Genomic DNA, 22,653 nt, shown 5'->3' with positions numbered 1-22,653 from the left:
GTAGCACTATTAAGCCGACACCCATTGTCGGTAGCGCTAAATAGCACTGCTTCTAACTAAACGTCAATCTTTTTTCACGCAGTTCAGCCAGCAACTAAAGTAAGGCTGGTAACCGGGCGCAGGTTTAGCCGCTTACAGCGCTTCTCTACGCTGTCCATAATTTCTTGAGCGTCGTCGAACTGCTGCTTGTCCAGCTGGATATCCACCATCAGGAAGCTACCCACTTGGGCCAGACGCACATCGTCGGCGGAGACATCAAAGTCGGCGACATCTTCCACCACATCGCGACGCACGCTACTACATGAGCCGCCGAACATCAGCTCACGCAGCGCCCCCTTCACCATGCGAATCGGCATGGGTAAGAAGTAGCCCGCGATAACCAGCACCATCACCGGGTCGGCAAAGCGCGCGTAGCCTGCCCAGGGCGACTGGGTTAACAGCCAGGTAAACCCAAAGCCCAGCATGACAGCGGCACTCAGCCAAGTATCCATCTGCCATTGGCGTAGCTCGGCGGCCAACAGCGAGGAGCGCGCCACCCGGGCGTAGCGCGCCAGCCACCACCAGGTTAATAAACAGCCCGTTACGTTGACCACGCCAAACATCAGCGCCAAATCCAACGTGACCAGCCGCCCGCCATCAAGCAGGCTCCACAGAGCGGAAACCAGCGAGACGATACACACCATCGCGATCACTACGCCTTTGAGCAGCACAGCGAGTGGCTCTACCGTCAGCCGCCCAAAGGGGTAGTGATCATCCGCCGGTTTACGCGCCTGCTGAAGCGCAAACAGAGATAACGACGCCAGCACAAGGCTCAACAGCGAGTAGCCGCTGTCAAAAAGAATCGTTATTGAACCACTGGTCAACCCTAGCGCTAGCCCAGTAAACGCAAATAGGCTGGCAGAAATGGCTGAAAATCTTAGCGCACGGCGCTCGGCAACAAAGGGGGTCACGCGGATAACTCCATCACATTATTCGGATTATGCGCCATAATAGTGAAGAGTTATGACAATCACGAATCGCTCAGCGCCAAGTTAACTGGCGCTCAAAGCGCTAAACGAGGCGACTATGCGTGCAGAACAGGTACAGGCCTTTATCGATGTCACCGAGCATGGCTCCTTTGCCGCCGCTGCACGACATACCGGCCTTAAACGGAGCACCCTGAGTGCTGCCGTCAATGCGCTTGAGGATAGCCTGGGCGTGGCGCTATTTGAGCGTTCAGGCAATAGCCTAACGCTTACCGCGGTGGGCGATAGCGTGCTCCCCGACTGCTACCGCCTGCTGACCAGCGCCAGCCGAATCAAAAAACACTGCCACCAGCACTTGCAAGGCGTGGAAAGCCAACTCGGCATTGCCCGTGATGATGCCTTGCCCGAGGTGTTTTGGCGCCAGGTGATGCATGATTTAAAACAGCAGTTTCCGCTAACCGCGATTTCGGTGTACTTGGTGCCACCCCAGGAACATACCCAGTTTGTGCAGCGCCAAACGGTGGATATTGCCTTCGGTCTGTATACAGCTGAAGGCATTGATGCCAACGCGGCCAACCTTGCCCCCGTCAGCATGCGTTTAGTGGCAGCGCCCCATCACCCGCTCAGCCGCCTCCCCAGCGTTAATCGCGACGACTTAGCCCAGTACACCCAAGTGTGTTTGACCCATGTACAGGACGACAAACTGATCAGCGAAGCGCTGTTTTCAGGTAATTATCTGGGTTTAACCATGTTTGAAGTGATTCGCGACGCCGTCATCAACGCTACCGGCTGGGCGCTGCTGCCTTACCCGCTGGTTAAAAGCGCTCTGGAAGCAGGTACCCTCTGCACGCTAAATCATGATCTCGCCTTGGATAGCCACTATTACCGCTACGTGGAGAGTGATAACCGCGGCGTGGTGGCCACCGCGCTACTGAATAAAGTGGCGCATTTTCTAGCCACGCTTAATTAGCCCGATGACCACTCACTGACATATCGTTGAAATCTTTTTTGTGGAAAAAAACGCCAAAGCCTTCCACGCTATTAAAAATAGCTAAATAAGGAGACGCCAGGACACGCCACGTGAGGAACACTGGTAAGTGTCATCCAGACGTAATACGCACCTGCCAGTGTCGAAGTTGCCGTCAACCAAGGAGTGATTCCAACGATGGTACGACTCGATAAGAAAGCCACTCGGCTGTATGTGTTGGACACCAATGTCCTGATTCATGACCCTACCGCGCTCTACCACTTCGATGAGCACGATGTGGTTATCCCCATGACCGTCCTGGAGGAACTTGATAAGCACAAAAATGGTGTACGTGAAATTGCCCGCACGGCCCGCCAAATCAGCCGTACGCTCTCTGACCTTACCAGCCAAGTCACCTTTGATGAGATCCAACGTGGTATTCCGATTCCCCGCCTCAGCGGCGACACAGGACGCCTGCACTTTTTATGCTACAACGATTTAAAGCTGTTTGATTCCCTCGACGATAGCCCTGATAACCGCATACTGGCGGAGACCTGCCGCCTGCGCGAAGAGCGTCCCGACGCCTCGGTCATTCTGATCACCAAAGACATTAACCTGCGCGTTAAAGCCGCTGCGCTGAAAGTGCCTGTTGAGGATTACCTCAATGACCGCGCCTTCTCCGACAGCGACGCCATGATTGAGGGCGCGCAGGTTTACGCCTCTGCAGGGCAAAATGGCGCCTCACTGTGGGAAGCGTTGAATGTCGATGTCACGGTGGAGCGCCTGGATCACCACACTTTCTACCAGCTCACCGGCACTATGCCGCGAAACTGGCACGTGGGCATGCTGGTCTCGGATAGCGAAAACGGGGCAGAGTTTGAAGCGATCATTCGCGAGCTGGGCCCCTCTTCGGCGCGCCTTCAGCTGCTGACGAACTACCGCCACCACGCGGGTGTTTGGGGCGTTCACGCCCACGACAGTCGACAAAACTTCACGCTAAACCTACTCATGGACCCCGATATAGATCTGGTCACCATTGCGGGTAATGCCGGTACGGGTAAAACCTTTATGACCCTGGCCGCCGCCTTTCAGCAGACACTGGATGCCAAGCTGTTTGAACGCATTGTATTTACCCGCGCGCCGATCCCCATGGGGGAAGACATTGGCTTTCTACCCGGCACCGAGGAGGAGAAGATGTCACCGTGGATGGGTGCCTTCCACGACAACATGGATAACCTGCTGCGCAACGAGGAGGGAGAATCAAGCTGGGATAACGGCGCCACGCGGCAGTTGATTGGTTCACGGGTGCAAATCCGCTCGCCAAGTTTTATGCGCGGCCGCACCCTAAACGACACCTTTCTAATCATTGATGAGGCACAGAACTTCACCCCCAAACAGCTTAAATCGCTGGTAACTCGGGCGGGGCGTAATACCAAAATTGTCTGTCTGGGTAACGTCGGGCAGATTGATACGCCCTACCTTACAGCCAACACCTGCGGTATGGCTGCGGTGGTGGAACGCTTCCGTGATTGGCCCCACGCCGGGCATATCACCCTGAAGAGCGTTGAACGCTCGCGCTTGGCCTTGGCGGCGGAAGAGCTGCTTTAAGCCTGCTGTCTTAAACCTGTTGTTTTAAACCTCTCGCTTTAAACCAATCGCCCCCCACCAGCGGTGGGGGGCGATTTTTTGCACTCAATTATCGTTACTGTCCTCAATATCCTTCCACGGCCGGGGGGCGCCAATGGTGTCCGCGGCAAACGCCTCGCGCTCCCCCAACGGGCGCACCTCGCCAACGGTAGTGTCGGTGAAGGTTTGCCGCTCCATCTCACAGTTGACTTCCGCGCCAAACAGCACCACAAAAGCAGACAGCCAGAACCAGATCATGAGCGCCACCACCGCCCCTAACGAGCCGTATAGCTCACTAAACATGGAGAAATAGCGCACGTAGAGCGAAAGCCCACCGGAGCCTAACAGCCACATCACCGTCGCCAGTAGGGTGCCATAACTTAACCAACTCCACTGGGCCGAACGACGATAAGGCGCGTAGCGGTAGAGCAGCGCAATTAACATGCTCATTACTATAAGCAACGCTGGCCAGCGCAGCCACTGCAGGATTTGATCCAACGGAGGATCAATCGCCAGGGCGTTGACGACCACCGGTACGATGGCAATGAACGCCAGCGACACCAGGGTCATAAAAATCAAGCCAAAGGTCAGTGATACCAATACCGTACTGCGGTGTAAAAGGCTGCGTTTTTCGCTTTCACCGTACACCACGTTCAGCCCTATCACTAATACCGCCACCCCTTTGGAAGCGATAAACATGGCAATCAGTAGCCCAGCGATAGCACCCAGAAAGCTACCTGACTCCGCACTCTCCACTACCTGCTGGGCCTGCTTATCGATTAACTCAGCAGCATCCGGTGGCATGAAGCGACTGATCTCGTACAACTGCTGGCCTGCTTCATAGGGGTCAAACAGCAACCCCCAGAGGGAAATGACCGCGGCAATGGTGGGAAACAGCGCCAGCAAGGCGTAGAACGCCACCCCGGCGGCCAGCATGGTCAGGCGGTTACGCCGAGCGGCGCGCACTACCCGCCAGGCAATATCGTGCCAGCCGCGCTGGGGAATATCGCCGGGCACCTGCGCGCGGCGACCGCGCGGGAGCTTACCCATAGTAGGCTCCAGACAAGTACAGTCCACACAGTCGTTTCATCGCTGACCTTCCCACATCATTAGCGCCGCAAGCAGCACGGCAAGCACCATCATCAAACCACCGGCATGGTGACGCAACCAGGACTCGGATGCCAATAGGCGAGTTAAATGGCCCATCAACGTGTCTTCAGCTTTTTGTGCGTTTGCCACACTCGCCGCTTTAAGCTGGGCGCAGTAGTGCCCAACCAGTCGTATCGGCACCAATGCAGCGCCGACCATTCCCGCGTAAAGCCACCATAGATCGCCAGCGGGCAGTGACTTACCCTTAAGCGGGCGTGTTAGTAGCCAGCCAGCCGCGGCGAACAGAACCCCCACCGGAAATGGCCACATAATCCCCAGCCACTCTTTAAGCGGCGGCATTTCGATACTGCCCGCAGGTAAGGGGAGCCAAAGTGGCGTCAATAGCGCTGCCGCTATGGCTACTAACCAGGCCCCCCACTGCTCTGGGTTACTGCCGCCCTTATGGCGCTGCTGCCACTGACGCCATAAAGCGACGCTTACCAATGCCGCGGTGCCAACAGCCGCCCAACTGAGCAGCTTGACCAACGATTCATGATGCATTTCATAAAGCGGACTCTTCACGCCCCACTTACTGACCATACCCGCGCCAATGGCGCCCGCCAGTGAGATACCCGGCAGTGCCAGCAAAGCCCAAACCAACGGTAGCGGCCAGCGCGGTAAGTGCTCGCTGATACTGGTACCCAAAAACAGCGAACCTTTAGCCAGCGCGTGATGGGCAGCAAACAGCACAAGGCCCGGCCATAACAGTGACCATACGTCGGGCGCAACCAACCCCATGGCGACCACCGCGGTCATCATGCCCATCTGGCTGATACTGGAGTAGGCTAAAACGGCTTTAGGGTGGCGCTGAAAAACGCCATAAAGCGCGGCGCCAAAGGCTGCCGCCAGCCCCGCGATTAGCATGATGTTGCCAAACTGGGCTAGCGAAGAAGACACCTGTTCCTCACCTAACGGCAGCACGCTGATCCAGCCCAACAGCCCCGCCTTAATCATCGCCCCGCTAAGCACCGCGCTGGCCGGGGCCGGGGCCACCGGGTGGGCTAACGGTAGCCATACGTGCAAGCCAATGACGCCGGCTTTAACGCCAAAGCCCAAGCACAGCAAGGCGGCCATCCATGCGCCTTGCTCGGCGACTAAAATGCCTTCACGCACCCCTTGTAGCGTAAGCGTATCCGCCGCGCCGGCCGCCCATAAAAAACCACCTAAAATCAGCCCTTCGCCCACCACGGCCAACATCAAATAGGCCTTGGCACCCAGCCGTGCTTCCTGTAAACCGCTATGCACCACTAAGGCGTAGGCGGCGAAGGTCATCAGCGCAAAGCCTAGATAAAAACTGGCGATATCCTGGGCAATAATCAGCAGCACATTACCGAGCAGTGTCAGCGGCCACAGCAGCGCTAAACGCAACAGGCGTCGCTCAGCGTCTTGATCACCGTCCCGGGCCTTCGTCTGCTCCGCGGCAAAATAGCCTCTGGCATGAAAAGCTGCCAGGCTCCAGAGCAGCGCGGTAAACGCAAGCCAGGGGCGGCTTAGCGAGTTAAGCGCCCATTCGCCGCCTAGCATCCAGGCATCCATCGTCCACTGCGCTTCGCCGCCGTACGCTAACAGCAGCGCGGGCCAAGCAGCGCTTAGCCATAGTGGTGAAAAATAACCCTGCTGCGCAGCGGGAGTGCGGTAGGCGCTCCATAGCGTCCAACCGATGACAACCAGCGGCCAGAGTAGCGCCAGAGCAAGCAGCAGCGTCATCATGGCAGATACTCCCCGTTGGCTACCCGCGCCGCCCAATCCAAGGGGCTAAACGGGAGCCCGGCAAACAGCCCTGCCCCCAAACTCACCAAGGCGGTAAACACCATCGGTAAAAGCAGCCAGCTATGGGTTTCAAAACGGCCTAGGCGCTGCTCTTTGGGCCAACTGCCTTTGCCATGGGAGGGCCCTGAACGGAACCATAAGCGGTGCACAATGGGTAAAAAGTACATGGCGTTGAGAGTACTACTCGCCACGAGTACGGCGACGACCCAGTACATCTCGGCCTGAATCGCACCAACGCCGAGGTACCACTTGGTAATAAACCCCGCTACTGGCGGAAGGCCAATCATACCCAGCGCGCCGATAGTAAACGCAATGCTGGTCAACGGCATGCGTTTGCCTGCGCCGTCCATTTCATCAATACGATGAATCCCCAGCTCCTCGGCATAGTTACCCGCGCAGAAGAACAGCGTGACCTTCATTAGGCCCTGATGCAGCAAGTGCGCTAAAGCACCGACGGTGCCGAAAGGGCCAAACAGGCCTATCCCCAGAATGACGTAGGAGACCTGGCTAACGGTGGAAAACGCTAGGCGGGGTTTAAGCTCCTCTTGGGCAATGGCTCTTAACGAGCCATAGATAATCGTAATCGAGGCTGCTACCGCTAGCGTGGTAATAACGCCGAGCTCCACACTCAGTTCAATGCCAAACAGATCGTAAACGACCCGCAGAATCCCGAAAGCCCCCGCCTTTACCACTGCTACCGCGTGTAGCAGTGCACTCACCGGCGCAGGGGCGACCATCGCCCTGGGTAGCCATCCATGCAAAGGTACCATGGCCGTTTTTACCGCCAACCCACCCACTAGCAAGGCAAATATCAGCGTCAACAAACCGCGATGGTCGTTTAAATAGTCGCCCAAGCCCTCTTCTGAAGAGAATGACTGATCCCCGGTCAGGCTATACAGCAGCACGGTGCCCAGCAGCAGTACCACACCGGCGCTTAGGGTGTAGCGCAAATAGACGCGCCCGGCATTGAGTGCTTGCTTCGTACCACTGTGGACCACCAAGGGATAGGTGGAGAGCGTCAACATTTCGTAGAAAACCAGGAAGGTAAACAAGTTATCGGCCAGCGCAATGCCGATCGTGCTCGCAACGCAGAGGCTAAAAAAGCCAAAAAAGCGCTTCCGATTAGCTGAGCCTTCCAAGTAGCCAATGGCGTAGATGGTGGTGCATAGCCACAGCAGTGAAGATAGCCCGGCGAACATCACCCCTAGCGCATCGCTGCGCAGTACGAAATCAACGCCACCGATCACTTGAAAGCTAAAAATATCCTCATGCCCCGCGGCTACCCGCCTGACCATAAGAATCACTAGAATAATCTTAACCACCGCGGCCGCTAGGTTAATCGTGGTGCGCAGCCGCCGGGCGTCTTCCGGCAGCGCAAAGATAATCACCACCACCAGTAGCGAAGTAGCCAAAGCAGTCAGCGGTAACCAGGCGGCGTTCATGGGCTACCTCCATGCATCAATTCCAGCGGGAAATGCGCCAATAGCCCTAGCGCGAACGCAATCAGAGCAAGCGTTAGTGCAATCAGATCCATGCCCGGCGCCAAGGGTTGATAACGATGCCGTGGGGCGGTCTCATCAAAGCAGTAGCGAAACATGCGAAATATATAAGCAGCAGTGAGTAGCGTGCCGGTTAACAGTGCTGCCACCGCCCACCACTGCTGGGATAGCACCATCGCTTGTAGCAATAGCCACTTGGCGGTAAACCCCGAACTGGGCGGCAGCCCCATCAGAGTGATGGAGGCAATGCCAAACACTAATAGTGAAAGCGGCAAACGGCGGCTGGTACCGGCCAGGCCTTTGAGCGTGCTCTCCCCAGTGGCCAGTATCAGGTTGCCTGCGGCCATAAACATGGCGGCTTTAGCAAAGGCGTGGCCCATCAGTTGCAGCCAAAACCCTTCCCAAGCCAAAGCACGCGGCAGCGGCGCAATATCCGGTCCCAGCAGCAGCGGAAAAGCCACCATGAGATACCCCAATTGGCCAACAGTAGAAGAAGCCACCAGGGTTTTAAGAGAATCGGTACGCCAGGCCAGTAACCCACCCCATACAATCGCCAGCAGGCCTAACCAGGCGATAACACGCGGGGCGTAGAACGTATCAGGCAGCAGAATGCTCCATAGCTGCAGCAATATAAACAGCGACGCCTTGATCACCAGCGCGGCGTGAAGCGAGCTCACCGGTGTCCAGGCATTCTCGTGCACAGGTGTCAGCCACGCATGCAGCGGAAACAGCGCGGCTTTCAAAGCTAGTCCTGCGCCGATCAACGCAGCAGCGAACCACGCCACCGGTCCAGGCTCTACGACATCAGCCAAACCCTGCAAATCCAATCGACCCCAGTGGCCTAAAATCAGTGCCACCCCAAGTAGATAGGTTAGCGAGCCTACCAGGGCCAACAGCAAGTAGCGCACTCCCGCCACTAGCGCGGGCGCCTTTCCCGATAGCATCAGCATGCCGACTGCCGCCAGCCCCATCAATTCCAGCCCGGCATAAAGGGTCAATAGATCGGTGGCCAGCCAGATTAACGAGAGCGCACTCAGCACAACGCCCATCAGCGGCCACAGCCAGCGTGCCAACGGCCCGGTTTCGCTTAAGCGCAGATACCCTGGGGTATAGAGCGCTGCCGCAACACCAATCACCTGGGTCATTAACAGCAACAGCACACTCAGCCCGTTTAGGCGCAGCGACAGATGAATATCGGCAATTTGCCACTGCCAGCGCAGTAGGCCCGCTTGGTCATAAGCTGATAGCAGGACCAGCCCCGAAGCCAATACCGGCACACAGGCAAGCGCTACGGGCCATGCCCGCCTGGGGGGAAAGAGTGCCGCCAGCATGCCCCACAGTAGCGGCAAGCCAAGCGCGGCTAACAGCGCCCAGTGAGTATGGAGAAGGGGTTCAAAGGTGCTATCGAAAAGACCGAAGCGCCAGATCATATGGCGCTCTCCTCAGGCTTACCGTCACGCCCCAAGGCCTCGACCCCTTCCAGATGCAAAAGCTGCCTAATCAACAACGCACCCAGCATTGTCCCCAGCCAGGCCACTAACAGCCCCACGCTAATTAATGCCTGGGCCGTCGGCGAGGTGCCCGCCACGCCAGCCAATAGCATAAACACCGCAGAGCCGAGTAGATTAAACGCCAGCAGCCGACGCAGCAGATGGCGGTGTAGCGCGAACGCCCCTAAGGCACACGCGGCGATCAGCACGCCAGCAAGCAGCAGCGGATGCTCGGAAGGTGAATACGCCATGTCGGTCATTACAAAGCGAATCGCTGCCCCTACCATCACAAACCAAGCCAGCGCCAACACCACCCGCATCGCTACTCGTGACCAAGGCTCGCTGAATTTATCACGCTCTAGAGGCGAGGAAGCGCCGGGTAAAACATGGCCCAGGGCATAAAAAAAGCAGGGCCCGGTTAGCCCTACCCCTAGCACCAGCTCGACGGCTGCCAGCCAGGGCGCACCGAGCTGCCACCAGGCGGCTGTCATTGCGGCCGCAAAGGTCACAAAAAAGTAGCAGGCGCGCACCAGGTGGCGATCAAACAGGCACACTAGCGCCGACGCTGTGAGGCACAGCGCCAGCAGCACTTCTATTGCATCAAAGGAAGCTATCATTCGCTTTCGCTACATCCTTGCATCGGTCACGAATAGGCGCTTAGTGTAGGCGAGAACTCAGCCATTTGCCGATATCATTCACCTGCTGGGGGCAGAGCGCATGGGCCATTGGGTATTGCCGGTAGTTGACCGCGTAGCCCATCTCTTTTAAACGGTCAGCACCGCTGCGACCCAGGCTTTCAGGCACAATGGGGTCAAAGTTACCGTGTTGCACTTCGACAGGGATCTGACGATTGGCTTCCGCAAGGTCGATATTATCGGCGGTGGCGAAGTAGGTCGACATAGCCAATAAGCCCCCTAGCTGCGCGGGAAAAGTCAGCGCAGCATGATAGGCAACAGCTCCCCCTTGCGAAAAGCCTGCCACAATAATGCGCTGGCTATCGATGCCTTGGTCGATCTGCTCTTGAATCAGCGCTTGGATACGCTCAGCGGATTTTTTGAGTTGGCGCTCATCAACCCGACGCCCTAAATCCATGGCCAAAATATCGTACCAGGCGGGCATTACCATACCGCCATTAATCGTCACCGGCAGGCGTGGCGCATGGGGCATGATAAAGCGCACGCGTGAATCTTTGGGCAGCGCTAATGCGGGTACCAAGGGTTCAAAATCGTGCCCATCCGCGCCTAAGCCGTGAATAATAAACACACAGGCATCGGCGGGTTGACCACCTTTCGGCTCAATAATCAGTTCGCCAGGAGCAGTCATGACATCGTATTCCTTATTCAAAAAGGGCCACCCTAGCGCAAACCCGCGTTAACAGCGAGCCATGGCATGTTTAAAAAGGTCACGCCACGTTTAAAAGGGCCACACAAGGGGAATCAAAGCAAGCGCTATGGCACCGGTCAGTATATTTAAGCCACTGCCCAAACGCAGAAAATCGCTCACCCGGTAACCCCCGGGGCCATACACCATCAGGTTGGTTTGATAGCCGATGGGGGTTAGAAAGCTCGCCGAGGCAGCAAACATAACCGCTACCACATAGGGCATCGGACTCACACCCAAGCTCTCTGCTGCGCTCATCACTACCGGGAAAATAATTACCGCCGCTGCGTTATTGGTCACTAGTTCGGTGAACAGCGCAACCACGCAGTAAGTGCCGATTAATAGCAGTAATGGATTACCTGCCACTAAGGTGAGCACCCCACCAGCCATTGCCTCGGCGGCACCGGAGCTTTGCAACGCCGCCCCCACCCCGAAAGATGCGGCAATAGTGAGCAGCACCTGGGTATCCAGCCCACGTTTGGCGGCGCCCACCGAACAACAGCCCGTTAATAGCGCTAATGCCGCCCCCAACATGGCAGCGTTAAGCATGCTCATCACGCCAAAGGCGGCGAGCAGTACGGCGCCTAACAGCAAGCCCCAAGCTAGTGGCGCTTTCTCATGGATCGGCCGCGCCGCGCCATTTAGCTCGCTAATCAGCAAAAAGTCCCGTGACTGGCGATGACGCTCAATAAACGGCGGCCGCGCCTCCAGCAACAGCACGTCAGCGGGCTGCAACCGAACTTGGCCCAGATTGCCCTTAACCCGCTCGCCGCCACGGCAGATCGCCAGTACCGCTGCCCCATAAAGGGTTCTAAAATGGCCATCGCGAATACGCTGGCCAATAAACTGGCACTGGTTGGAGACCACCGCCTCAACCAAACGGCGCTCTTTAAACTCTTTCTCCAAACTGGAGGTCTCGTCCCGGGAAGGAATTAAGCCACGAATTTGCTGCAACTCCACCGCCGCATCAGAGGTGCCCGCAAACACCAGCCGGTCGCCGCCTTTGAGCTGCTCGCCAGGCCCAACAACGCTGACCACGTTACCCGCGCGCTCAATCTCGACTAGAAACAGTTCCTGCAGGTGGCGTAGCCCCGCCTCTTCGACAGTGCGATCCACCAGCACTCCCGCTGGGTCGACCTCCATTTCGATAGTGAACTCGCGGGGGTTGGCAAACGCATTGGCCAACCCTTCCCTGGCAGGCAACAAACGTGGCCCCAGTAAAATGAGATAGGCAAGTCCTGCTACGGCTACAGGAACACCCACCCAGGCCAAATCCAATAGGCCCATGCCAAGCTCTGGGTAGCGCTCCAGCAGCAGTCCATGCACCACCAAGTTGGTGCTGGTACCAAATAGCGTAATGGTACCACCGAGGATAGAGGCGAAACTGAGCGGCATTAGCAGCCTCTGGGGAGACAAGCGCAGCCGACGGCTCCAGCTCATTACCGCAGGAATATAGGTAGCCACAACCGGAGTGTTATTGACAAAGCCGCTTAGCGAGGCCACCGGTAACAGCAAGCGCACCAGCGCACCTCGCTCGCTTTTTGGCCGTTTGAGCACATAGCGAATAATCAGATCGATGCCGCCGGTTTCGCGAATGCTTGCCACCAGCACATACATAAACGCGACAGTAAACAGACCGCTATTGGAGAAGCCCCCCAGCGCCTGCTGTGGGTCAATCACGCCCAGCGTCATGAGTAAAATAACCGCGCCCAGCAAGATAATATCCGGCCCCAGGCGTGAAAAGGCCATCAACGGGAAGATGGTGAGCACCACCCCGACCGCTATCCAAGCATCCAGCGACATAACCACGACATCCTTAACAAATAAGCATGGCGGTATTGTGAAGCCAATCCTATATTCTAAAAAGTTATTTTTAGAAACATTTAAAGATCAAAATGGAATATAAGATTATCAAGCATGAGTATCTTCTTAATCATACAGACACAAAAAACCCCGCACTGGCGGGGTTTCCTGGTCAATCAACGCCAAGCGGTGATTGCAAACATCTCAATGCTTAAGAGTTAACTTAAACTACTTTGATGTTAGAAGCCTGAAGGCCTTTTTTACCCTGGGTGACGTCGAAGGAAACCTTCTGGCCGTCTTGCAGAGATTTGAAGCCTTCTGCCTGAATTTCAGAGAAATGCGCGAACAAATCGTCGCCATTGTCGTCAGGAGAAATAAAGCCGAAACCTTTAGTGTCGTTGAACCACTTAACGGTACCAGTTGCCATGATCGAAATCCTCGATGTTGCTAATTAAACCGGGAAATACCCGAATTGCAGTGGGTATAACAAGAGACTTTCACCAGATTTAACGCTAGAGGCGCTTCTATACTGCTGACAACGTTCGACTTGCTAACCAACTGGCTTTATTTTGCGCTTAACCACCCTCCTCCGTCAACACCCCCCATAAAACGCGAGTTAATAGCTCTTGCCACTAGCCATTGCCTGCAACCTAGGCAGCTAACGACGCTCAGCCAGCATCCAACCCGCGGCCTTTTCCGCAATCATCAGCGTGGGCGAGTTCGTGTTGCCGCTGGTGATGGTTGGCATAATGCTCGCATCAGCCACCCGCAGTCCTCTAACGCCGCGCACTCGCAGCCGTGCGTCGACCACTGCCATGGCATCATCCTCACGGCCCATTCTCGCGGTGCCCACTGGGTGGAATATCGTCGTGCCAATATCACCGGCCAGCCGGGCCAGCTCATCGTCGCTTTGGTACTCGACGCCGGGCTTGACCTCTTCCGGCGCGTATTTGGCAAACGCAGGCTGCTCGGCGATACGCCTCGTCACCCGTAGAGAATCCGCGGCCACCTTGCGATCTTCAGGAGTACTCAGGTAATTGGGAGAAATCGCCGGTGCCTGGCGTGGGTCACTGCTTTTAAGCCGCACGGTGCCACGGCTGGTAGGGTTCAAATTGCATACGCTGGCGGTAATCGCTGGGTACGGGTGCAGCGGCTGGCCAAAGGCTTCCAGGCTTAGCGGCTGCACGTGGTACTCAATATTGGGGTGCGTCTGATCCTGCGTACTGCGGGTAAAAGCTCCTAACTGCGAAGGCGCCATGCTCATCGGCCCAGAGCGCTTAAGCAGGTACTCAAGGCCAATGCCCGCTTTACCCCACAGCGTGCTGGCCATGGCATTGAGGGTTTTGCCATTAGTAATCCGATATATCGAACGAATCTGCAGGTGATCCTGCAAATTCTCGCCGACGCCCGGCAGCTCATGCACGACCTCAACGCCATGCTCTCGCAGCGTCTCTGCGGGCCCCACACCGGAAAGCTGAAGTAGATGTGGCGTACCAATAGCGCCGGCGCAGAGCACCACTTCTGCATTGCCCCCCTCCTTGGTCAAAATAGCATGTTGGGTTTTGCCCCCTCGCTCTACCTCTACACCCGTGCAGCGCAGTGCTTCCGCTTGCTCAAAGAGCAGCCGATTGACCTGGGTAGAGTGCCATAGCGTGAGGTTGCCGCGTTTCAGCGCGGGTCGTAAAAACGCTTTGGCGGTATTCCAGCGCCAGCCCGAGCGCTGATTGACCTCAAAGTAGGCCACGCCCTCATTAGAGCCGCGGTTAAAATCGTCGGTACGCGGGATGCCCGCCTGCACGGCAGCTTCGGCGAAATCATCCAGCACCTGCCACTTGAGTCGTTGCTTTTCGATCCGCCACTCGCCACCGTGGCCGTGAAAGTTGCGGTGTTTTGCGTCTGCATCGCCGCCCTCGTCCAGACGGTAGTGGTCTTCATGTTTGATAAAGTCGGGTAGGCAGTTCTCCCAGCGCCAAGCGTCGTCGCCGGTGACTTCCGCCCAGTGGTCGTAGTCCCGCGCTTGGCCGCGCATATAGATCATGCCGTTGATGCTGGAGCAGCCACCAAGGGTTTTACCCCGCGGGTAGATCAGCGAACGGCCATTGAGCCCTTTATCGGGCTCGGTGCGAAACAGCCAGTCGGTGCGTGGGTTATTAATGCAGTAGAGATAGCCCACCGGAATATGAATCCAGTGGTAATTATCGCGACCGCCCGCCTCTATCAGCAGCACCTTATTATTGGGATTGGTGCTCAATCGATTCGCCAGCAGACACCCCGCGGTGCCTGCGCCGATCACGATATAGTCGAAATTGTTATTGGTGGGTTCTGACATTAGTCGGCTCCGGTAACGTGTGGGCGTTACTTCGCCGTGGGCATTACAAACTCAGCCCCGGCATCAATCGAATCGGACCAGCGCTGCATAATCGATTTCTGCTTGGTGTAGAAACGCACGCCCTCTTCGCCGTAGGCGTGAGTATCACCAAACATCGAGCGCTTCCAGCCGCCAAAGCCGTGCCACGCCATGGGCACCGGAATGGGCACATTGATACCCACCATGCCGACCTGAATGCGGCGGCCAAACTCCCGCGCCACCGTACCGCTTTCGGTAAAGCAGCTAACGCCGTTGCCGAACTCATGGTCGTTAATCAATTGGATCGCGGTGGCGATATCCGGCACCCGCACGCAGACCAGCACCGGGCCAAAAATCTCCTCTTTGTAGATCGTCATCTCAGGAGTGACATTGTCGAACAGCGTGCCGCCCATCCAGAACCCGTCGGCGCACTCCTCTCCTGCAGTAGAGGCGTCAAAGTTGCGGCCGTCGACCACCAGTTCAGCGCCTTCAGCCACGCCTTTTTCGATATAGCCGGTAATCCGCTGGTGGGCTTGACGAGTCACAATGGGGCCCATTTCCGCATCCAGCTGCATGCCATCTTTTACTTTCAGTGCTTTGGCACGCTCCGCCAGTGCCGGAACGACTTTATCCGCTACATCGCCGACCAACACCGCCACGCTAATCGCCATGCAGCGCTCACCGGCAGAGCCATAGGCGGCACCGATCAGCGCATCGACGGCTTTATCCAAATGCGCATCCGGCATCACTACCATATGATTTTTGGCCCCACCCAAGGCTTGAATACGCTTGCCGTTGCGGGCGCCGCGCTCGTAGATCAAATTGGCAATCGGTGTGGAGCCCACAAACGACAGCGCCTTAACATGCGGGTGGTCGATCAGCGCTTCCACGGAGTCTTTGTCACCCTGGACAACGTTGAACACGCCGTCGGGCAGGCCCGCCTGCTTCAACAAATCGGCCATCAACAGCGAAGCGCTGGGGTCCAGCGGGCTGGGTTTCAAAATAAACGTATTACCCGCCGCAATGGCGAGTGGGAACATCCACATCGGCACCATGGCCGGGAAATTAAACGGTGTTATACCAGCCACGACGCCTAACGGCTGGCGCAGCGTCCAGTTATCGATCCCGGTACTCACCTGCTCGGTATAATCACCTTTGAGCAATTGCGGGATACCGCAGGCAAATTCCACAATATCGATACCGCGGGCCACTTCACCTTGGGCATCGGTAAACACCTTGCCGTGCTCTTTGGTAATTGCTTCAGCTAGCTCATCTTTATGGGCGTTTAACAGCTCTAAAAACTTAAACATTACCCGGGCGCGGCGGATGGGCGGGGTATCGGCCCAGGCGGGAAAAGCGGCTTGTGCTGCCTCTACCGCCGTATTGACGTCCGCCGGGGAAGCCAACGATACACGACCGGTCACACGGCCGGTGGCGGGGTTAAAGACATCCTGGGATTGAGCAGACTCACCGGCAGTGACCTGGCCATTAATAAAATGCTGAATCGGTGTTGTTGTCATGGGAGTACCTAGTTAATAACGCATGTTTAAAGCGTGTGCAAAAAGCTTACCTTCAGCCTAGCCTACTGGGCCCAGCGAACGGATCAATTGAGTTATTTAAAAGCCAGTTATAATCTCTGCTAATATCATGACGAGTATTTGAGGCTAATCATGCAAGAGTACGCCACCCTGCGCGCCTTCGTGGCCGTTGCTCGAACGGGCAGCGTGTCACGCGCTGCTGAACAACTGCACCTGACCCAACCGGCCATTAGTCTAAAGTTGAAGCAGCTGCAGGCGAATTTAGGCCTCACGCTGTTTAGCCGCCGTCCTCAGGGTCTGGCACTGACGGCCGACGGTCATGCGCTGTTACCCGCCGCTGAAAAAGCCCTGTCCAGCGCCCAGGCGTTTGAGCAAACTGCCGGAACACTGCACAGTACGCTGCGCGGCAAGCTCTCAATCGGCACTATTGTCGACCCGGAATTTCTCCGCCTGGGTGCCTTTTTAAGCCGCCTAATGGCCCGTGCGCCGCAGCTAGAAACCGAACTGCAGCATGGAATGAGTGGCAGCGTACTTAATCGCATTGAACACGGGGATTTAGATGTGGGGTTTTACCTAGCGCCGCCTGGGCAAGGCCCTGGAAAAGGGCATGAGGCGCTGGCTTGGCGTGAGCTAACCCACTTTGATTATCACGTGATTGCCCCTTCAGGCTGGGAAAACCGACTCACTGATACCCGTTGGGAGCACTTAGCCACGCTGCCCTGGATTGTTACGCCACAGGATTCAGCCCACCATCGGCTGTTAAAGCAGGCGCTGGCAGCGAGCGGCGCAGTTCCCAATCGGGTGGCCCAGGTGGATCAGGAGGCCTGCATGCTTGATCTAGTGCGCGCAGGCGTTGGACTAAGCCTGGCCCGGGACGCCCTGGCGATGACAGAGCGCCAGGAGAGCGGCCTAGCGGTAGCGGAGAATATTCGCCTGCCCTGCGCGTTAAGTTTTATCTGGAGGCATGAAAGCACCAACGAATCGACTGTCAACGCTGCGCTCAGTACGCTGGACGAGGTATGGCCCCATCGTCTTGACTAAGTCATAAAAAAGGTTGTGAGCAAGGAGCCGTAAGGAAAGGGAACACCAAGCCACTAATCGACTCAATAATAGGCAGTAACTCGCCCCCGCCCCTGGAGTGTTTGCAATGAACCGACCGTCTCTTCTTCGTCCATTCACGTTTGTCGCGTTGGCTGCCGCTGGCCTAGCCAGCCCTTCGCTTCAAGCCCAATCCTCTCAAGAGCAGCCCTCTCAAGAGCAGTCCTCTCAAGATCAAAGCAGTGCGGAAGCGACCTTTGCCGGTGGCTGCTTCTGGTGTATGGAGCCGCCGTACGATGACCAACCCGGCGTCAGTGCGACTATTTCCGGCTATACTGGCGGCGAGCTTGAGAACCCCAGCTACGAAGATATTACCCGAGGTAACACGGGCCACGCCGAGGTCGTAAAGGTCGAGTACGATTCAGAGCAAATCAGCTACGCGCAGCTGTTAGAAATTTTCTGGCGCAACATCGACCCCTTTGCGGTCGACCGTCAGTTCTGTGATGTGGGCGATCAATACCGCTCCGCGATCTTCTATCACGACGAAGCCCAGCGTGAACTGGCCGAAGCCTCCAAAGCCGAAATGGAAGCGCGCTTTGACCGGGAGATCGCCACCCAAATAGTACCCGCCACTACATTCTGGCCTGCTGAGGAGTACCACCAGGACTATTATCAAAAGAACCCCGTGCGCTATAAGTTCTACCGCTACAGCTGTGGTCGCGACGGCCGCCTGGAAGAAGTGTGGGGCGAAGAAGCCGGTGGGCCTACGTTTGAGTAAATAGAAACGTGATCAATCTCTTCACTATTGTCCGAATCAGCTATCGCCACTTACTGACCATCGACGGCTGTAACAAAAAAGAAGCTAATATACGCGTTCTGTTTAAAAAAATGCCTGCTTGGATATATGCACCATATTGTCCTTTTGTCGCCGCTATCGGTAACGATTAAGGGGCGCTGCATATCCAGCGACTGAACATAGGGCTGCAACTGCTGTGCGGCCCCATGGCCAGTAATTAGCTTACCGGCGCTTTTAAAGCTACTCACTTGATTAAAGCTACTTAACTGCATATTGCGTTTCCTATTAGCTTTTATTGGTTGTTTTTCCAGCTCGATTATCAAACAGAGCATAACGCTGGCCACTTTTTACTTCGCAAACGCCACGCCAACCAAAAAATTAACAACTATATGATTTAATTGATAAAAAAATTAAAGATAAAATCATACAGGTATATGGGAAGCAAAAAATCATCGAACATCGATATTTTGATGACTTAATTCATCAACGTAACCACATGCTGGCCCGAGCACGGTAACTACGCCCTTCAAATAAACATACCCTGATATTTTATCGCAATGCGATAAATAATAACTCTTGCCGATAAATAAAAACTCACCTAGGCTCTGAAGTGACGTTACCGAATAGCTTTTAACAAGGCGTAAATAACAACCCCCAACACTCTCAATGGTGACCCAATGAAACCTACATCCGACAGCCAACCTCTTATTCACTTTAAAAAAGCGATGTTGTTACCGGCCGTACTGGGCGCAGCCTTATCACTTGGTGCCACGGCAAACGCACAGGAAGTGCTAAAAGCAGGCGGAACGCCAAGCGGGATTCCGTTTACGTTCCTGGACGTGCAAACCAATGAGATCACCGGCGCGATGGTCGATCTGGTCAATGCACTGGGCGAAGATATGGGCTATGAGGTCACTATTCAGGAATCGCAGTTTAACGCCTTGATACCCTCGCTGACCGCTGGGCATATCGACATCATTTCCGCCGCGATGCTGAAGACTGAAGAGCGCGCCAAACAGGTCGCGTTCAGTGATGATGTCTACCCCTATGGCGAAGGGGTCGTTACCCGTCAGGACTACGATGGCGAGATCAACACACTTGAAGACCTCTCAGGCGAAGTGATTGGCGCACAGGTCGGCACCACCTACGTCGAACAGCTCAACAACATGGGCATTTTTCCAGAGATCCGCAATTACGACTCTTTGGCAGACATGATGCGTGACATCTCGTTAGGTCGCATTGTGGCGGGTGTCGGTGATGCCCCCATCATGAGCTACCACCTCAGCCAAGACCGCTTTCCAGAACTCCAGCTAGCGGACAACTACGAGCAACAAATGGTTGGTCATATTGGCTTTGCGGTTGACCAGGAAAACTCCGAACTGCTGGAACAAGTGAACACCTCGCTTGCTCACCTGAAAGAGAATGGCACTCTAGATGCCATCTTCGAAGAGTGGGGCTTGTAAATCACCCCCAGGTAACCCACCTGCAGCGTTAACCAAACAACCTGCTAATGATCACAACAGCACCGCTTCACTGCCCCTTCGGGGGTAGTTGAAGAAGTGCATGCAAAATAAAGGCTTCCCATGGAGTTTTCGGACATCACCGCCTTTCTACCCATTTTATTAAAAGGTGCTCTGATTACGGTGCAGATCACCATTGGCGCCTTACTGCTAAGCACCCTACTCGGCCTGCTACTTGCCCTGATGAAGCTCTCGCCAGTGCGCGCACTGTCGCTTGGAGCAGGCACCTTCATCAATGTGGTGCGCGGTCTACCGATTATTGTTCAACTGTTTTATATCTACTTCGTACTCCCCGAACTCGGCATACAGCTTAGTGCCTTCCAGGCAAGTATTATCGGGCTTGGCGTCGCCTATAGCGCCTACCAAGCGGAAAACTTCCGCGCCGGTATCGAAGCGATTGAAGCAGGGCAGATTGAAGCCGCCAGATCCATCGGCATGAAAAGCAAACTCATCATGCGCCGCGTCGTGCTTCCGCAGGCGATCCGTATTGCGCTACCTCCCTACGGCAATACGGCCGTCATGATTCTGAAAGACTCATCGCTAGCCTCCACCATCACCGTGGCCGAAATGACCCGGGCCGGGCAGTTAATCGCTGCCTCCACTTTCCAGAATACTACGGTCTATACCCTGGTTGCCCTGCTCTATCTCTGCCTTAGCCTACCGCTGATTTTTGGCGTTAACCGCCTAGAGCGCTATTTCGGAAAGTCGGCGAAAGGAGGCAAAGCATGATCAACATCAATGCTATTCATAAATCCTTTGGCGACGTAGAAGTACTCAAAGGAGTCAGTCTAACGGTCGCCAAGGGTGAAGTGGTTTGTCTGATTGGCCCCTCAGGCTCTGGCAAGTCGACCGTGCTTCGCTGCATCAATGGCCTGGAGTCTTATGACCAAGGCAGCATTACGATCAACGACCGCCAAGTCGATGTGGCCAGCAAAGATATTAACGACCTGCGTACTCAAGTCGGCATGGTATTCCAGCGCTTCAACCTATTTCCCCACCGCACGGTGGTTGAAAACGTCATGGAAGGCCCGATCTTCGTCAAAAACGAACCCCGCGATACCGCCCACGCCAATGCTGTCGCCTTACTGGAGAAAGTCGGGCTGGGCGATAAAGTCGATGCCTACCCACAGCAGCTATCTGGCGGTCAGCAGCAGCGTGTTGCTATTGCCCGCGCCCTAGCCATGCAACCGGAAGCCATTCTGTTCGATGAGCCCACCTCCGCTCTCGACCCCGAACTGGTGGGCGATGTGCTTACTGTTATGCGCGACCTGGCCAACGAAGGCATGACCATGGTGGTCGTCACCCATGAAATGAGCTTTGCCAAAGAAGTCGCTGACCGCGTCTGCTTTCTGTATGGCGGGCAGATTGTCGAATCCGGCGATGCCCACACGCTGCTTACCCAGCCTTCCCACGAGCGCACCCAGGATTTTCTGCGCCGCGTGCTAAATCATTAACGGAGACCAAGGATGGCAATCGCATCTCATATGCCCCCCTCCCTATGGGCTGACACAGCCCCCGCAGGTAGAGACTTCCCAGCGCTGCAGGGCGCCCAGCGCAGCGATGTGGTGATTATCGGCGGCGGGTTTACCGGCCTTTCCGCCGCCCTTGCCCTCGCCAAGCGCGGCATCAGCACGGTTTTACTGGAAGCCGAAAGCATCGGTTGGGGCGCCTCTGGCCGAAACGGCGGCCAAGTCATCCCCGGCCTCAAATACGACCCGGATGAACTCATCACACGCTATGGCGAAGAGCGCGGCCAACGCATGATCGCGCTCTCAGCCCGCAATGCCGATGTGGTGTTTGACCTGATAAAGCAGCACAACATTGACTGCGACGCCCAGCAGCGCGGCTGGATTCAACCCGCCGTAACCCACGCCAGCCTGAAAGCGATTGAATCCCGCGCCCGCCAATGGCAATCTCGCGGCGTAGAGATCGCTTGGTTAGACCAGCAGCAGTGCGCGGAACGTCTCGGCACCTCAGAGTATCTTGGCGGCTGGGTAGACCCCAGGGCTGGCGGGTTGAACCCGCTAGCCTACGCTCGTGGGCTGGCACAGGCAGCGCACGATAGCGGAGCAACGCTGCACGAACACACTCGCGTAAGTTCGCTTACCCGCGCCGAAGGGCGCTGGCGCGTCACGTCGGAAGGCGGAGCGGAAATTCAGGCAGAGCGGGTTCTGCTCTGCACCAACGGCTACAGTGACGCTCTGCAGCCCAAACTCGCCAGCAGCCTGATCGCCGCCAATAGCTATCAGATAGCCACCCGCCCCCTTACGGCAGAGGAAGGCAATCATATTCTGCCCGGGGGCGAAGTGGCGTCAGATGCCCGCAAGCTGCTGCTCTACTTCCGCCGCGACAGGGATGGCCGCCTGCTGATGGGCGGTCGTGGCTCTTTCAATGACCCGCGTAAGCCTAGCGACTTTCGCCATCTCGAAAACGCCATCATCAAACTCTACCCGCAGCTAAAGGATGTTGAGGTCGCCTTTCGCTGGGCAGGACGCATTGCCATCACTCAGGACTCGCTTCCCCACGTACACGAGCCCCAGCCAGGGCTCACCGTGGCGCTAGGCTATAACGGCCGTGGAGTTGCCATGGGAACCCACCTTGGCAAGTTGCTGGGAGAACAGCTAGGGCAGCACTCGATGGATGCAGCCCTGCCCTTTCCGCTCACGCCCATCAAGCCGATTCCCCTGCACGGCCTACAAAGGCTGTATGTTGAAACGGTGGTCAATTACTATCGGGCCAGAGACTGGCTGGAGCGCTAAACCGCC

General features: G+C 56.2%; 20 protein-coding genes. 8 read left to right on the top strand and 12 right to left on the bottom strand.

The window, feature by feature from the left end:
* Nucleotides 1–83 precede the first annotated feature (83 nt).
* Nucleotides 84–950 (bottom strand): cation diffusion facilitator family transporter, encoded by an 867-nt coding sequence (locus KO116_RS06735; protein WP_035559882.1) that lies wholly within the window; start codon nt 948–950, stop codon nt 84–86.
* Between the two features lie 115 nt (nt 951–1,065).
* On the opposite strand from KO116_RS06735, the gene KO116_RS06730 reads away from it, so the two are divergent.
* On the top strand, nt 1,066–1,935 hold the full coding sequence (locus KO116_RS06730) for a LysR family transcriptional regulator (RefSeq protein ID WP_035559881.1): 870 nt from the start codon (nt 1,066–1,068) through the stop codon (nt 1,933–1,935).
* 195 nt (nt 1,936–2,130) lie between these two features.
* Nucleotides 2,131–3,540, top strand: a complete 1,410-nt coding sequence (locus tag KO116_RS06725; RefSeq protein ID WP_035559880.1) for a PhoH family protein — start codon at nt 2,131–2,133, stop codon at nt 3,538–3,540.
* 84 nt (nt 3,541–3,624) lie between these two features.
* Here the strand turns inward: KO116_RS06725 and KO116_RS06720 are convergent, their stop codons facing one another.
* The 10 genes from KO116_RS06720 to KO116_RS06675 form a co-directional block, all read right to left on the bottom strand.
* Entirely contained in the window at nt 3,625–4,608 is a 984-nt protein-coding gene (locus KO116_RS06720; protein ID WP_035559878.1) for a YihY/virulence factor BrkB family protein, read from the bottom strand.
* 36 nt (nt 4,609–4,644) lie between these two features.
* A complete protein-coding gene (locus KO116_RS06715) occupies nt 4,645–6,417 on the bottom strand; it encodes a complex I subunit 5 family protein (protein ID WP_052703736.1) in 1,773 nt (590 codons plus the stop codon).
* Nucleotides 6,414–7,919 carry a complex I subunit 5 family protein gene (locus tag KO116_RS06710; protein ID WP_035559875.1) on the bottom strand — a complete coding sequence of 502 codons (1,506 nt, stop codon included), beginning with the start codon at nt 7,917–7,919 and terminating at the stop codon, nt 6,414–6,416. The genes KO116_RS06715 and KO116_RS06710 overlap by 4 nt, the downstream gene beginning before the upstream one ends.
* Nucleotides 7,916–9,406 (bottom strand): complex I subunit 5 family protein, encoded by a 1,491-nt coding sequence (locus tag KO116_RS06705; protein ID WP_045812088.1) that lies wholly within the window; start codon nt 9,404–9,406, stop codon nt 7,916–7,918. Before KO116_RS06705 ends, KO116_RS06710 begins: the two co-directional genes overlap by 4 nt.
* Nucleotides 9,403–10,083, bottom strand: coding sequence for a hypothetical protein (locus tag KO116_RS24090; RefSeq protein ID WP_052703735.1), 681 nt, complete (start codon nt 10,081–10,083; stop codon nt 9,403–9,405). The genes KO116_RS06705 and KO116_RS24090 overlap by 4 nt, the downstream gene beginning before the upstream one ends.
* A 40-nt stretch (nt 10,084–10,123) precedes the next feature.
* Nucleotides 10,124–10,789 (bottom strand): alpha/beta hydrolase, encoded by a 666-nt coding sequence (locus tag KO116_RS06695; protein ID WP_035559872.1) that lies wholly within the window; start codon nt 10,787–10,789, stop codon nt 10,124–10,126.
* 90 nt (nt 10,790–10,879) lie between these two features.
* Complete coding sequence (locus KO116_RS06690; RefSeq protein WP_035559870.1) at nt 10,880–12,649, bottom strand: SLC13 family permease; 1,770 nt, start codon at nt 12,647–12,649, stop codon at nt 10,880–10,882.
* Between the two features lie 223 nt (nt 12,650–12,872).
* On the bottom strand, nt 12,873–13,076 hold the full coding sequence (locus KO116_RS06685; RefSeq protein WP_035559868.1) for a cold-shock protein: 204 nt from the start codon (nt 13,074–13,076) through the stop codon (nt 12,873–12,875).
* 231 nt (nt 13,077–13,307) lie between these two features.
* Nucleotides 13,308–14,978 carry a GMC family oxidoreductase gene (locus tag KO116_RS06680; protein ID WP_035559866.1) on the bottom strand — a complete coding sequence of 557 codons (1,671 nt, stop codon included), beginning with the start codon at nt 14,976–14,978 and terminating at the stop codon, nt 13,308–13,310.
* Nucleotides 14,979–15,004: 26 nt separating this feature from the next.
* Nucleotides 15,005–16,516 (bottom strand): CoA-acylating methylmalonate-semialdehyde dehydrogenase, encoded by a 1,512-nt coding sequence (locus KO116_RS06675; protein ID WP_035559863.1) that lies wholly within the window; start codon nt 16,514–16,516, stop codon nt 15,005–15,007.
* Nucleotides 16,517–16,666: 150 nt separating this feature from the next.
* On the opposite strand from KO116_RS06675, the gene KO116_RS06670 reads away from it, so the two are divergent.
* Complete coding sequence (locus tag KO116_RS06670; protein WP_035559860.1) at nt 16,667–17,575, top strand: LysR family transcriptional regulator; 909 nt, start codon at nt 16,667–16,669, stop codon at nt 17,573–17,575.
* 106 nt (nt 17,576–17,681) lie between these two features.
* Nucleotides 17,682–18,350, top strand: a complete 669-nt coding sequence (gene msrA, locus KO116_RS06665; RefSeq protein WP_035559857.1) for a peptide-methionine (S)-S-oxide reductase MsrA — start codon at nt 17,682–17,684, stop codon at nt 18,348–18,350.
* Nucleotides 18,351–18,400: 50 nt separating this feature from the next.
* Here msrA and KO116_RS06660 read toward each other — a convergent pair whose 3' ends face one another.
* Nucleotides 18,401–18,640: an iron-containing alcohol dehydrogenase gene (locus KO116_RS06660; RefSeq protein WP_144408565.1), complete on the bottom strand. Its 240-nt coding sequence runs from the start codon at nt 18,638–18,640 to the stop codon at nt 18,401–18,403.
* Nucleotides 18,641–19,045: 405 nt separating this feature from the next.
* Between KO116_RS06660 and KO116_RS06655 the strand changes: the two genes are divergently transcribed.
* The 4 genes from KO116_RS06655 to KO116_RS06640 all read left to right on the top strand — a co-directional run bounded on the left by KO116_RS06655 (nt 19,046) and on the right by KO116_RS06640 (nt 22,647).
* Nucleotides 19,046–19,831, top strand: a complete 786-nt coding sequence (locus KO116_RS06655; RefSeq protein WP_200897131.1) for an ABC transporter substrate-binding protein — start codon at nt 19,046–19,048, stop codon at nt 19,829–19,831.
* 120 nt (nt 19,832–19,951) lie between these two features.
* The gene (locus KO116_RS06650; protein ID WP_035559850.1) at nt 19,952–20,617 is read left to right on the top strand and encodes an amino acid ABC transporter permease; all 666 of its coding nucleotides are present in this window, start codon (nt 19,952–19,954) and stop codon (nt 20,615–20,617) included.
* The gene (locus KO116_RS06645) at nt 20,614–21,342 is read left to right on the top strand and encodes an amino acid ABC transporter ATP-binding protein (protein ID WP_035559849.1); all 729 of its coding nucleotides are present in this window, start codon (nt 20,614–20,616) and stop codon (nt 21,340–21,342) included. The genes KO116_RS06650 and KO116_RS06645 overlap by 4 nt, the downstream gene beginning before the upstream one ends.
* Before the next feature lie 12 nt (nt 21,343–21,354).
* The gene (locus tag KO116_RS06640; protein ID WP_035559847.1) at nt 21,355–22,647 is read left to right on the top strand and encodes an NAD(P)/FAD-dependent oxidoreductase; all 1,293 of its coding nucleotides are present in this window, start codon (nt 21,355–21,357) and stop codon (nt 22,645–22,647) included.
* Nucleotides 22,648–22,653 lie beyond the last annotated feature (6 nt).

This window comes from Halomonas sp. KO116 (assembly GCF_000734975.2).
Lineage (GTDB): Bacteria > Pseudomonadota > Gammaproteobacteria > Pseudomonadales > Halomonadaceae > Vreelandella > Vreelandella glaciei.
Note: the sequence above shows the minus strand (reverse complement) of the source record. Positions and strands in the feature narration are given on the sequence as shown.